Origin of the sequence: Mycobacterium sp. DL99 (assembly GCF_004762045.1) — a bacterium.
GTDB lineage: Bacteria > Actinomycetota > Actinomycetes > Mycobacteriales > Mycobacteriaceae > Mycobacterium.
Window position 1 is genome coordinate 5,287,843 of record NZ_SJOM01000007.1, and the last position, 13,520, is coordinate 5,301,362.

The 13,520-nt window shown below is 64.1% G+C and carries 10 protein-coding genes; 5 read left to right on the forward strand and 5 right to left on the reverse strand.

All coding sequences use genetic code 11. The features are described 5' to 3' along the window. Positions 1-45: 45 nt before the first annotated feature. The 5 genes from EYZ64_RS25795 (at position 46) to EYZ64_RS25815 (ending at position 6,176) form a co-directional block, all read left to right on the forward strand. The gene (locus EYZ64_RS25795; protein ID WP_135457965.1) at positions 46-1,281 is read left to right on the forward strand and encodes a cytochrome P450; all 1,236 of its coding nucleotides are present in this window, start codon (positions 46-48) and stop codon (positions 1,279-1,281) included. A 132-nt stretch (positions 1,282-1,413) separates the two neighbouring features. Further along, a complete protein-coding gene (locus EYZ64_RS25800) occupies positions 1,414-2,430 on the forward strand; it encodes a DNA polymerase III subunit beta family protein (protein WP_286175130.1) in 1,017 nt (338 codons plus the stop codon). 232 nt (positions 2,431-2,662) lie between these two features. Further along, the gene (locus tag EYZ64_RS25805) at positions 2,663-4,696 is read left to right on the forward strand and encodes a PE-PPE domain-containing protein (protein WP_135457967.1); all 2,034 of its coding nucleotides are present in this window, start codon (positions 2,663-2,665) and stop codon (positions 4,694-4,696) included. A gap of 39 nt (positions 4,697-4,735) precedes the next feature. Beyond that, entirely contained in the window at positions 4,736-5,497 is a 762-nt protein-coding gene (locus EYZ64_RS25810; RefSeq protein ID WP_135457969.1) for an SDR family oxidoreductase, read from the forward strand. Between the two features lie 97 nt (positions 5,498-5,594). Next, positions 5,595-6,176, forward strand: coding sequence for a DUF1707 SHOCT-like domain-containing protein (locus tag EYZ64_RS25815; protein ID WP_135457971.1), 582 nt, complete (start codon positions 5,595-5,597; stop codon positions 6,174-6,176). 79 nt (positions 6,177-6,255) lie between these two features. Here the strand turns inward: EYZ64_RS25815 and EYZ64_RS25820 are convergent, their stop codons facing one another. The 5 genes from EYZ64_RS25820 to EYZ64_RS25840 form a co-directional block, all read right to left on the reverse strand. Further along, the gene (locus tag EYZ64_RS25820; RefSeq protein ID WP_135457973.1) at positions 6,256-6,801 is read right to left on the reverse strand and encodes a hypothetical protein; all 546 of its coding nucleotides are present in this window, start codon (positions 6,799-6,801) and stop codon (positions 6,256-6,258) included. Positions 6,802-7,050: 249 nt separating this feature from the next. Next, positions 7,051-8,661, reverse strand: a complete 1,611-nt coding sequence (locus tag EYZ64_RS25825) for a hypothetical protein (protein ID WP_135457975.1) — start codon at positions 8,659-8,661, stop codon at positions 7,051-7,053. A 773-nt stretch (positions 8,662-9,434) separates the two neighbouring features. Next, on the reverse strand, positions 9,435-10,793 hold the full coding sequence (locus tag EYZ64_RS32505) for a hypothetical protein (protein ID WP_286175131.1): 1,359 nt from the start codon (positions 10,791-10,793) through the stop codon (positions 9,435-9,437). A 692-nt stretch (positions 10,794-11,485) separates the two neighbouring features. After that, a complete protein-coding gene (locus EYZ64_RS25835; RefSeq protein ID WP_210115576.1) occupies positions 11,486-12,703 on the reverse strand; it encodes a PE-PPE domain-containing protein in 1,218 nt (405 codons plus the stop codon). A 124-nt stretch (positions 12,704-12,827) separates the two neighbouring features. Then, on the reverse strand, positions 12,828-13,502 hold the full coding sequence (locus EYZ64_RS25840; RefSeq protein ID WP_135457979.1) for a hypothetical protein: 675 nt from the start codon (positions 13,500-13,502) through the stop codon (positions 12,828-12,830). Between the last annotated feature and the right edge of the window lie 18 nt (positions 13,503-13,520).

A 13,520-nucleotide genomic window follows, 5' to 3' on the forward strand; every position in this document is an offset into this window, starting at 1 on the left:
GCGTTGTCATCGCCCGTCCCTGAGAAGCCGAGGAGCGCTCGTCACATGACTCGTCCGAATCTGCCCGAAGGCTTCGATCCGCTCGACGCTGACCTGAATCTCGCGGGCCTTCCCGTCACCGAACTTGCGGAGTTGCGTAAGACCGAACCCGTCCACTGGGTCGACGTCCCCGGCGGCACCGGAGGATTCGGCGACAAGGGCTACTGGCTGGTGACCCGGCATGCCGATGTCAAGGAGGTGTCGAAGCGAAACGACGTCTTCGGAACCGCCCCGGACGGCGCGATCCCGGTTTGGCCCCAGACGATGACCCGCGAGGCGATCGACTTGCAGCGCAACGTGTTGCTGAACACGGACGACCCTCAGCACGCGCGGCTGCGCAAGATCATCTCCCGGGCCTTCACCCCGCGTGCACTCTCGCGGCTCGAGGATGAACTCAACTTCCGCGCGCAGCAGATCGCCAAGAACGCCGTGGCCCTGAGCGCAGGCGATTTCGTCGAGCAGGTGGCGTGTGAGCTGCCGCTGCAGGCCATCGCCGAGCTGCTCGGTGTCCCGCAGGACGACCGCGACAAGCTGTTCCGCTGGTCCAACGAGATGACCGCCGGCGACGATCCCGAGTACGCCGATGTCGATCCGGTCGCATCGTCGGTCGAGCTCATCGCGTATGCCCAGAAGATGGCCGAGGAGCGCGGCAAGCACCCGACCGACGACATCGTCACCGCACTGGTCCAGGCCGATATCGACGGCGAGAAACTCAGCGACGACGAGTTCGGCTTCTTCGTCATCATGCTTGCGGTCGCGGGCAACGAGACGAGCCGCAACTCGATCACCCACGGCATGATCGCCTTCTCCCAATACCCCGAGCAGTGGGAGCTTTTCAAGCGGGAGCGACCCAAGACCGCCGTCGACGAGATCATCCGTTGGGCCACGCCGGTGTCGGCCTTCCAGCGCACCGCCCTCACCGATGTCGAGTTACACGGCGTGCAGATCAAGAAGGGGCAGCGGGTCGTGATGTCCTACCGCTCGGCCAATTTCGACGAGGACGTGTTCGACGACCCGTACAGCTTCAACATCCTTCGCGACCCCAACCCGCACGTCGGCTTCGGCGGCACCGGGGCGCACTACTGCATCGGCGCCAACCTCGCCAGGATGACGATCAACCTGATCTTCAACGCCGTCGCCGATCACATGCCCGACCTCAAGCCGACCGGCGATCCCGAACGGCTGAAGTCCGGATGGCTCAACGGCATCAAGCACTGGCCCGTCAACTACACCGGCACATAGCGAGCGCCACCCCGTATGTGCTCATTTCTGGTGACGTCGACGACCGCCCGACTAGCTGCGGCGGGGCGAGACGTTGTTGACGGCTCTCGTCGCGGTTGACATTCAAGTTGGTTGAGGCCCGACGATGTTCGGGTGGCTGACCCAGAGTTGATGTCGATCGGCGCGTTCGCGAAGCTCGCCGGGCTGACCGCGAGCGCGTTGCGGTTTTATGACGATGCAGGCTTACTTGATCCCGAGCAGGTCGAACCGCTCACGGGGTACCGACTCTATGGCGAGTCGCAGCTCGTTCGCGCCGCGCAGTTGCGTCAGCTGCGCGAGATTGGGATGCCGCTGCCCACCATCGGCAGGTTCTTCACCGCCAGCGCCCAAGAGGCGGCGCAGTTGATCGACGATCAAGTCGCCAAGGTCGCCGCGGAGGCAGCCGGGATTCAACGAGCCGCCACGACGCTCAAGGCGTCTCTCGGGGAGCCGGCTCGCCTCAGTATTTGCGCGCTCTCGGGTCCGGTCCTCGCCGCGGCGATCGATCAGGTCGTGGCTACCACGATTCACGATCCCGAGTTCCCAGTCCTGAATGGTGTGCGCCTGGAAGCAGATCCAGACGCCATTTCGCTGACGGCGACCGATCGCTATCGCCTGGCCACGCGGACGCTTGTGCCCAACCAACCGCCTGCCGCTTGCTGGGCAGGAACTCTGGCCGCAGACGATCTCCAGACCACAGCCTCGCGACTTCGACGAACCCCGATCGTGACGCTGGAAGCGAGCGAACGGAGCCTGAGCCTGCGCATGGCCGACAGCGCCGTGATGCACTGCCGCCTGCTGACCGAGGCCTTTCCTGACTACCGGCTTCTGGTCAGTTCACTTCCCCCTGTGTCACATCGCGTCAGCGTCGAGAAGCAGGACGTGCTCAAGGCGCTGGAGCAGCAGGTGCCGGAGAAGGTCGGCCTTCGGATGGCGGCCGGCCGGCCGAGCCTCCTAACTGTCCGACAGCGCTGTCGAACTCAACGGCACCGTGTCTGGCCCCGACCTGACGCTCTGGTTCGAGCTGACCACGTTGTACCCAGCGGTGAGCCACGCAATTGGCAACGACTTGATGCTCGACCTCCGCGGGCCCGACCAACCGGCCACCGTCCGGTCGGCCGACGACGGTGATTTCACCACGCTCGTCATGCCATGTCGGCATTCTTCGAAGTAGGCCAAGCGATCGTAAGGCGATGGGAGGCCCGGGCGATCTCGGCTGCAACCGCTTTCAGGTTCGCCGGCAGACGTCCCGAAACACGACGCAGTCGGGTCATCTGGGCAAATTTGCGACGGGGCTAATAGGCGTTGTTACAGTGTGCAAGCACTTTGTCGGCTACATCACACTTCGAAGGCGGCCCGCTCGATGTCACAGCCCATCCCTCCCCGTCTGCACAAGGCCAAGGCAGCTGCCACCGCGGCGGCGATCGTCGCCACCACGGCGGCGTTGACCGCAGGTGTTGCGTCCTCCGCGCCGGAGGCGCTCGCGGCCCACAACCGCAGTGTGCAAGCGGATGTCGAGCTGGTCGCCGATGCCGGGCAGATCCCCGACATCGTCGGAATCTACGGAGTGGGCCCGATCTTCTGGACCGCGCAGATCCTCGGGATCACCCCCGAGAACGTGATCAAGGCCGCCGGGGGCTTGACCGGCAACACCGAGCTGGCCAACGTAGCCATCACACTGCTGAACGTTCTGGACAAGATCTCGCCGATCGACGCCGGGGTCAAGGGCCCGATGCCCAGCGACGTGTACAACACCGTCAATGACCTGGACTACACCTTCACCGGGCTTTCCCAGATGTTCGGGCTCGGCGAGAACAATGCCTTCATCAACTGGATCGTCAAACACGCCCCGGTCCTGAATCAGCGCCGCGACATCATCCTGTCCGAGAGCCTGGGCGGTCTCACCACCTCGATGGCCTACCGCGACATGATCAATGCGGTCCAGTCGAATGACCCGAACTGGGATGTCGGGGTGACGGGTCAGTGGCTGATCTTCGTCAACAACGTCAGTCGGCCGGGTGGCGGATTGTTCGCACTGGCAACACCTTTCACCAACCTGTTCGGACTCGACCTCACCACTCCGGATGCGGGCAGCTACACCAATGCCGACAAGACCAAGGTCCTGAACACCTCGATCCTGGATATCACCTGGGCCTACAATCCACTGTCGGATGTGCCCACCACGCTGAACCCGCTGGCCTGGGCCAACTCTCTGGCAGCCGGAGTGTTCCTCACCTACCTGCTCCCAGACGAGGGCAACAACATCGGCAATCATGTCTTGCCGAAGTTGGGTGCCGGAATACTCGACGGCGTCAAGGTGATGCTGGACCCGACCGGTGGCCAAGGTCTGCAGATGATCCCGGTCCTCGGTGACCTGCTGAAGCTCTTCAACGTGAACGTCCTCAACTACCCCGGCAAGGCCACGTACATCACCTACGACTCGGGCAACCTCCCGTTGCTCGAACCGTTCCGCGTTATCCCGCATCTGGCCAATCTTGTTCCGGGCGTTCATATCCCGACTCCATTGACCGACAGCGTCGAAGATGCGCTGCGGAAGATGGTCAACATGGGCTACCAGGACGTCAACCCCGACACCCTGGAACGCACGTTCGGCGAAGCCGGCGATCAGGCTTACCTGTGGCACTCTCCCCTCACCCCGACGCAGCAGCTGGCCGCCAATCAGGTTGTGTTCAACGCACTGATCGACGGCATTCAGGAGCACGCCCTGAACCCGGAAGCCTGGACCCCGGCGCTTCCGGGTGCCGACTTCAAGCCGATCGTGCAGAACGCGCTGACGGTGGCGGTCGCCAAGGCCATGAGGGATGCGCTCGAAGTCGTCCAGAACGGCGCCAATCCCATGTTCGACGCGGTCGAGAAGGGCCTGGCCCCCGTCACGCACGCGCTCGATGGCATCAACGCTCAGATGGAAACGGCCATCGACAACATGCTCAAGGTCAACGGATCCACGGCCAACAAGCAGTCCGGCAAGCAGGCCATCACGTCCGTCCCGTCGGGCGACAACGTGCTGAAGACGCTCAGCCTCGAAGCCCCCGCCGCCGACATTGAAGGCACCGACGCCAAGGCCAAGGACGCCGACACCGGCGCCAAGCCCGCTCCCGGCAAGGATGTCCTCAAAGCGCTTGGTGTGGACAAGGACTCGCTGCAGAAGACGGCAAGCTCCCGGACGAAGGCCCGCCACGCCGCTGACGCCGGCGATCCCGTCAAGAAGTCGGTCCAGGAGACCGTCGCCAAAGTGCGCGGTGCGGTCGATGATGCCGCCAAGGACATCAAGGACGCCACCGGCGGCATGAAGAAGGATTCGAAGAAGGCGAAGCAGCCCCAGACCAAGAAGGTCAAGGCCGAGAAGAACGAGAAGTCGTCCGACGCGGCCGCGTAATCGCTGACGGCCCGGTGACGCGTCGGTAGCGTGGCCAATATGCCACGCACTGTGCTCGTCACCGGGGCGACCGGCACTCTCGGCCACCACGTGGTGCCTGAGGCGACCGCGGCCGGTCATCAAATCCGCGCACTGAGCCGTCAGGACCGGGTTGGATACACGGGCCTGCATTGGCACCAAGCCGACTTGCTCAAGCCCGACGGTCTGGATGCCGCACTCGACGGCGTAGACGTCGTCGTCCATTGCGCGACTCAAGCCGCCGGCAGTAAGGACATCAGGGCGGCCCGGAACCTGATCGAAGCTGCGCGACGCAAGGGCGTCGGGCACCTCATCTATATCTCGATCGTCGGGATCGACGACATCCCGCTTCCCTATTACAAGACCAAGTTGCGGGTCGAGCAGGCGCTCGAGACGTCCGGTGTCGGGCACACGATCCTGCGCGCCACCCAGTTCCACGAGCTAATCGAAAAGATGTTCTCGGTGCAGCGGTTCTCACCCTTTTTGTGGACGCTGCGCGACGTCCGATTCCAGCCCATCGACACCCGCGATGTGGCCACCCGACTGGTCGCATTGATCGATACAGAGCCGGCCGGACGGGTGCCCGACATCGGCGGCCCCAGCGTCCACAGTCACCCAGAATTGGGACAAATGTATCTCTCAGCACACAACAGCGTGCGTCGCGTGGCCAGATTCACCCTCCCCGGCCGCATCGTCGGCGGTTACAGGTCGGGAGCCAATCTGACCCCGGAAAACGCGGTCGACGGTGCATCGTTCCAGGACTATCTGGGCGCCGGCGGATAGATCGCCTACACCGAACAGGGCTCACCGTCGCAACCATGGCGACACAGTTCGGCCATCGGTCTTGCATGTGACAGCGATCGTCGTAGGCTCGACACCGATGAGCACTTCAGCGCCGCAGGGCAGGTCGATGCGCGCTGCCGACACCGACCGCATTCAGGTGGCGCAGCTGCTCACTGATGCTGCCGCCGCGGGCCGGCTGCCGATGGCTGAGTACGAGGACCGGCTGGCAAAGGCTTATGCGGCTGAGACCTACGACGATCTGGCGCGGCTGAGTCGCGACCTCCCCGGCGCCGTGAACTGTTCGGCCGGCCACTGTCGCCCCGCCCCCTCGACGGTGCTGCTGGCGATCTTGAGCGGGTTCGAACGCCGCGGCCGGTGGAACGTGCCGAAGAAGCTGACGACATTCGCACTCTTCGGCGGCGGCGTGGTCGATCTGCGCTACGCCGATTTCACCGCACCCGATGTCGAGGTCCGCACCTATTCGATCTTCGGGGGACAGACCATCCTGGTGCCACCCGAGGTGAATGTGGATGTCGATGGCATGGGCGTGATGGGGAACTTCGATGACAGCGTCGACGGGGCGGGCACGTCCGGGGCGCCGCGTGTGCACATCCGCGGTTTCTCCCTGTGGGGCAGCGTCAGCGTCAAACGTAAGAAGCGCCGTAACCAGACCGATTGAGCGCGGCCCTCACGGGCCTGACACCAAGGCAATAAAGAACGGGCGGGCCCGAAGGCCCGCCCGTCTCTGTGTCTAACGATCAGTGGTTGCAGCTTGAGGCGGCGACGCAGGTCAATGACTTGTTGGCGTTGGAAGGCTTCGCGCTCGAGGCGTTGACAGCCGATCCCGAAATCGCCTTCGGCAGGGTGCCCGGCAGGTCCTTCTCGTCCGGGAGGATCTTGTTGCCGAGGTACTGATTCGAGTACTTCTGCGTCTCGTTGTAGTAGTACTTGCCGGCGTTGACGTTCAGCTCGCCCTGGATCGCACCGTTGGTGCCCTTACTGGGATCGGCGTAGTTCCCGGTGCCGAAGTTGGTGTGGTACACCTCGCCCAGCGGGCTGTCGTCGAGCGTCTTGTTGACGCCGGGCGTCTGGTTGAACACCTTGTCGCCGACGGCCTGGGCCGCCCGGACTCCCGGCGCGGGGTTGTCGAACGCGGGCCTGCCCACCGCGTTACCCGACGCGCTGGAGTCAGCGGATGCCAGCCCTGTCGGCAAAGCCACCGCCAACGCACCGCCCGCGATGACACCCCCAACCAACGTCCGCGTCCGCACCGACCGCTCGGACAACTTCCGATGTTTTGCCATGCCTGTTACCTCTCGTGAGTGGCGTTGCGCCGCAGCTAAATTCGGGCCGCGCAGCTGACATTGCCACCGGCCCGCCAGCGAACCTAAGGCACCTCGGGCGCCAGCGATAGGTAGTGGCGACGTTGTTCATTTGCTGTTCGGCACATGATCACGAGAATTCACAGCTCGTCCACAGTGGTCCTCAAGGTACGTGAAAACGCAACGGCCCCCTCCGTTTTGGAGGGGGCCGTTACGTGAACTCAGGCGCTACTAGTCCTTGTTGTCCTTGGTGCCCTTGTTGTCTTTGGTGTCGGTGTGGGTGTTGCCGGCCTTGGCTCCGGAGGAGTCGCTGCCGGTGTCGGACTTGGCGGTCTCCTGCTTGCCTGCACCGGCCTTGGTCGTGGGCTTGAAGGCCTTCTCGAGATTCTTCGTGGCATTCTCGACGAACTTCTCGCCGGCCGACTTCTTGCGCTCGGTGGTGCGCGACTTGGGCGCGAACTTGTTCGGGCTCTTGCTGGTGACCCCGGCCGAACCCGTGTCAGCAGACTTGGTCGAACCCGTGTCAGCAGACTCGGACTTACCGGTGTCAGCAGACTCGGCCGTACCGGACTGCGCCTCGGACTCCTCCTGCGCCGCAGCCTCTTTGACGTCCTTGACCTCTTTGACCGTGGTGCTGGGCGTCAGGTCCAGGCCGAGGTCCAGCTTCGGCAGCTTGGGGAGCTCGAACTTCGGAGCCTCGGGCTTCGGCACCTCGACGGCCGGGGCGACGGGGTCGGTGGCGCCCTCGACGACGGTGTCGTCGACCGTGGTCTCTTCCTTGAGGTCGACAGCCTTGACGAGCTTGGGCTCGGCGGGTGCCTCGAGCTGCTCAACCAGCTTCTTGAACGGCGACTCGATGTTCGTCGGCAGGCTCAGGAGCTTGCCGACGTTCGGCAGGGTGGTGGAGCTGACACCCGACTCGGTTTCCGTCTTTGTCGTTGCCTCGGTCTCATCCTGCGCCGCCAGCAGGCTGAAGGTGTTGGCCTTTTCTTCTTCCGGCGGGGCCGTCAACGCTTGCACGGTTTCCACGACGTACTTGACGACGCCCGTGATGCCATCGGTGTAGAAGGTGCCGTTGAGCCCCTTGACCCATTCGCCCACAGCGGTGTCCGGCAGGTTGTCGTTGATCACGCTGTAGACCACGTAAGCGGCCCCGCCCGCGAAGAATTCGTCCACTCGCTTCGACAGCTGCAGCCGTCCGGTGGGATCGAACCCGTCGACGACGGCAGCGGCGATCACTGAACCGAGATAAGCGAAGGCTGTGGTGCCGCCCTCGAAGAAGATGTTGTCCAGATCGCCCAGCGGCAGGATGTTGTCGCTGAGGTAGTAGGCCAGACCGGTGAAACCGTCATGGCACGCCGCGCCGGTTGCAGAGCAGTTGCCGGGATCGTAGACGTTTTCCAGGGACTTGTTGCCGGCCGCGTCGTAGAACTGGACATCGTCGCCCATGTCGCCGACCGTGGCGCGGACGAGCACACCGTTCTTCTCGACGTAGAGGGCTTTGCCTTTCGCGTCGAACAGTTCTGTCCCAGCCGGGGTCTCGGCCTTCGGATCTACGAGCTCGCCTTTGTCATTGACGACGTAGCCGGCAGTGGGGACGGGAACATAGCCCTGGTAGTAGTAGCCGCCATAGCCATCGCCGAACGCCCCGAGGGCACCCTGCAGCGAAAGTGCCACCAGGTTGATCTGTTCCGCCGTCAGAGTCCGTTGCGCAGGAGCTTCTATGGCCGACGATGCCACCGTGATCTCGTCGCGGGGAACGAACAGCGCAGGGGTCCCGGCAACAAGCGCGCCAGCGCTGAGGAGGGCGACGCCAGTGGTGACAAGCGGACGGACTGCCATATGGGTGTGGCCCCTTTATCTCGTGTGTGAGCTGGATCCGTGAGAATCCGTGCAGGTACCTGCGTAGAACCTTAAAAGTCCTTGAGAAGGGTAATTCCCGTCACGACCTCCCGCAACCTTCATCTGCGGGGGCAGGAGCCACCGACACACCACCGCAAGCACTCCATTAGCGATGCGACTCTGACAAAAATTTCGATGCACAACGGGACATTCCCGACCGGTGCATCGTCAGCTAATTTCGAATCCCGTTGCAGCCTGGCTCACTGTGGGCAAAGGCGCGGGTTACCGCCTGAGGAATCCGTGGCACACCCACCGCACGTGCGACCCCGGCACACTCGCGGATGCGCGCGTGCCGGTTCGGCGGAGACGCCGCGACGAGTCCACCCATTTCCCTAGGTCAGCCCACCCGAAGCCGGTACCGATCGTTGCCGATCGCATCGCCGCTCGACGCGAGCCCCGCCCGGTGTCGCGCCCGCGTCGCCGCTGCGGCAGACCACGCCCGCCGGCCGGCCAATTACCCCCGGGATGCCGCCTTCCCGCACGCCGCGAAAACGGTGACCGCGGCCGCCATTGATTCAAATTGGCACCGCAGGGAAAGGACGGCAACCGGGGATGGGGCGGACACCCCGTTACACATAAGTCAATAAACCGAGGTCACAGGCCCGTAGCGAACACCTCAGGCGCCTTCAGAGCATGAGAGAAACCTGAGATCGCGTTCAGCGGCGGGACCCGTTGACTGTCGTCGGTATCGACGCCGAGTCGCGGAGACAGGGCTACTTGTCGCCGCTGTCTCCCTTGTCGTTGTCCTTGTCCTTGCCGGCGCCGGTGGCATCGTTGAAGGCCTTGTCGAGCTTCTTGAGGAACTTGCTGCCGTTGGACTCACCCTTCGGCCCGCCGTCCCCGAAGAGAATCGTCGGCGTCACCTTGTTGCCGCCCTTCGGGTCGGAGCCCTTGTTCGGGTTTTCTTCCGCCGCAACCTCTTTGTCCCGGACCGTGCTATTGAGGGTGAAGTCGGGCTTCGTCTCCGGCGCCTTCAACTCGGGCAACGCGGGCGCCTTGAACTCCGGCGGTTTGAACTCGGGCGCCTTCGGTAGCTCGAACTTCGGAGGCTCCGGCGTCGGAAGCCCGGCAACCAATGGGGCGGCTCCGCCCTCGCCCGGGTTCTCGGTGCCATTGACCACGTCTTGTTCGGTGACGTCAAGATTCTTGACGAGCTTGGGCTCGACAGGGGCCCCCAGCTGCTCCTTGAACTTCTTCCACGGCGACTCGACGTCGAGCTTCGGCGTCGGCAAGCTCAGAAGCTTGCTGAAGTTCGGCAGGCCGGTGGAGGTGGGGGTGGACTCCGTCGTGGTCTTGGCGAGCATCAGGGTGTTCTCATTGACCGAGTCGAGTGTCTGAACCTGATCCCCTGCTGGTCCGAGCGGATTGATGGCGTTCGGGTCAGGCGTCGGAGTGCCCTGCACGATGGCGTCAACCACGTAGGTGAACGCTGCGTAGATGCCGGTGTTGGTGCCGTATCCGAAGAAGAAGGAGTTGGTCACGCCGTAGGCGTAACCGTCCTGCGGCAGGTTGTCGAGCAGCAGATTGCCGACCAATTGCGTTGCGCCACCGTCGAAGAAGTCGTTGACTCGCTTCTCCAGATCTAGACGCGGCACGACCTGGTCGATTGCATGGGCCACCGTTGCCAGCGCAACCTGCGCGAGCTCGGTGAAGCCGCCCTCGAAGAAGATGTTGTCCACGTTGCCCAGCGGCAGCAGTTCATCGCTGAGGTAGTACGCCAACCCGGTGAAGCCCTTTTGGCAGACCGCTCCGGTGGCCGTGCAGTCGCCGGGTGCGTCCTGTAAGGCCGGGGCGCCGTTATTGTCGTAAAACTGGATGGGATCGCCCGCTGGACTGAGATCTCCGGTCGTCGCGGGCGTCACCCCGTTTTGCAGGAAGAGCTGGTTACCCGCCGCGTCGTACAGCGGGGCGTTCCCGCCCGGGACGTATTGGGCAGGAGTTTGCCCATTCGGGTCGAGGTAGGCAGTTGCGGGGACTTGACCCGGGGGTGCGTAGCCGCCATAGCCCTGGGTAAATGCCTGCCACGCACCCTGCAGCGACAGCGCGAGCAGATTGATCTGCTCCTGCGTCAACTGGGTCGGCGCCAGCGCAGTCGGGGCAGCGACAGTGACCTGGTCACGCGGTACGAACAACGCCGGAGTCGCGGTAATGAGAGCTGCCGCGCTCAGGAGCGCGGCACTGGTCGTGACAAGCGGACGTACAGCCATGCGGTGAGCCCCTTAGCTAGAGGACGAAACGGCCGTTCCCGAGAATCCGCACCTGCGCCGGCGGCAACTTAGAAACTGCTGAGAATGCTATGGGTCAGTTTGCTCTCCTGCAACCGATAAACGCTGCCAAAAAATAATCAATCCGGCGGCCGCAGCCCGCAATCAAGATCGCCGGATTGCCACCCAATTGGGCGATATCTTCGGCCAGCCCGTTCCACGTATGTCAACACCCCGGGCGCCCGCCTCGCGGCGTTGGGCCGCACATTTCCGCCACTGACCAAGTTCGCAGGTCAGAGCGATATATATCCAACGATTCCGAGCCGAACCGCTGGGCCCGGTCGATCACCAGCCGCCCAATTTATTGCCAATGCAAAGAATTGAAGCGGCCACTCCGGCACGCCTGATCATTGTTGCAGTACGCAATAGTTGTAGCGCCGAAGGATGATTACACGCTCCACGGCGGCTCCGGTTATTGCCAATGCAAAGAAAAGGGGTTCCATTGACCCTTTGAATAATTTGCGGGCGTGTTACGGCATTGTTCCGAGCCGGGTATTTCCTCAGCTGGGGGTTGAAGCGCGGTCGCCTTCCGACGGTTCTGACCCCGGCGTCCTCGCCGCGCCCTCGCCGCGCAGCTTCTTGGTCCAGGCCCGCACTCCGTCGAACACCGGCTCGCCCGGCAACGCGGCTGCTCGCCGCGGGCCCGCGGCATGGTCACGGCCCAGCGCTTTCGGGGAGAAGTCCGGGCTCTTGCGCAGCAACGGACGCGTCGCCGGCACACGAACCTCCGCCGGCTCGGGTGACGGCCTGGCCGCGGAGCCGCCGTCGCGCAGGATGTTCGCACCCTCCTCGACCCCGGCGGTGAAGTCGTGGACGAAGCGCTCGGTTTCCGCGCGCGTCGGGATCAGTCGGGCCGGGGTGTACTTCTGCGGGTTGGCCAACGGGTCGTTGTCGGGGTAGCCGTAATCGACCACGGCCCGCAGCGCGGGGGTGGCCGCGTCGGCCAGCCGGTTGCCCGGCTCCCCGAACGCCCGCAGCGGTGACACCAGCGGCAGGTTCTCGGACTCGTAGCCGACGTAAGTGGTGTCGTCGACCTTGCTGATCCGCACGGTGCCGTCGGCCGTCTGGCGCACGACCGTACCGCCCGAGTCCAGCGTTTCCTGGCACGTGGCGTCGCAATCACGAACGTTGCCCTCGGCGTCGATCGGGAAATCCAGGCTGTCCTGGTTGAGCCGTCGATCGAGATAGGCCATCAACGAGTTGGCCATCGCGGGTGCGTTCCACAGGTACGCCGGGATGTTGGAGTTGATGTCGTACTCGTAGACCACGTTGACCACGGGCACACCCGGGTCCGTCGGCGTCGGGATCGGGTTCACCCCGATTGCCGCGAAGAACGGCAGGCGCGTGCCGAATCCGCCGTTGGGGCTCGCCACGTTGTTGTCGAGGACATACAGAGCGGGCTGGGTGACCACCGGATCGTGGGTCAGCTTGCCGTATGTCAGCAGCAGGCTCGCGTTAGCCGCGCCCCAGCCCGAGGACAGCACCACATTGTTATCGTCACCGCTGTTTTCCCGGATGGCCTGGTAGATCCCGAACGGGCCGGTGAAGAAGTTCGCGACAACCGGCTCGTCCCACCCCTGCCGGTACAGGCCGCCATAGAAATCCGCGACGCCGTCACCGCCGGGGTTCGTCGAACTCGCACCGATGACGAGCGCCGACAATTGCACCGCGGTCATCGGCTGCGTGACCCCCAGCGCAGCCACCGTCGCCAATGCCATCCCGCCCAGAAGAGGTGCCGGCAAAACACGTCCACCCCAGCGTTGTGTCATGCCGTCGCCTCTCAGGCGATTTCGAATGAGCAGAAGCTACCCGACGGCAAACGACAACATCAGCAAATGCGGGCTAGCGGGGCATGGCTATGCGCATCCCGGCCAACATCACCTGAGCGTCGGCCATGTAGGTCTCGTTGTTGGGTGCCGTGCTCTGCGCGAGCGCCACCACGTTCCACACCTTCGACCCGAGCGGCACCATCACCGTCACCGCGGTCACGTAGATCGTCTTGCCACCTTCGCCGGGCGGCACGGTGTAGTTGGCCATCAACGCCGGGAACCCGCAGATCTCGGCAGGTACCTGGGTGATGTTCTGTCCGCCACCGACTTCGAAGCCCTGGACACTGTCGTTCAGCAGATCCTTGGGCGACCTGTCGCCGTCGGTCGCATCCCCGGTGGCCACCGACACGGCGGGATTCGTCACGCCGTCACTGAGCGACACATTGCGAAGCACCAATTTGACTGCGTCCTTGGCCAACTCAGGCACCGGTTCCCAGCCCGGCGGCTGCGCGATGCGCACCCTGGGCTCGTCGGGAGCGGTCCCCGATAGCTCGATCCAGCGATCCGAATGCAGTTGCTCGCACGCCTGGGCCTTGTAGCCGGGCGATCCGGGCGCCGTCGGGTCGGCCGAACCCGTCGAGTGCGCGGACGGTTCGAACCCGGCCGTCGCCGTGCCCTCCGTCGTCTGCGTACACCCGCTGAGAATCAGCCCGGCCGCCACCACGGCCACACCCGCGACTCGCTTCATTTCCCCCATCGCAAACTG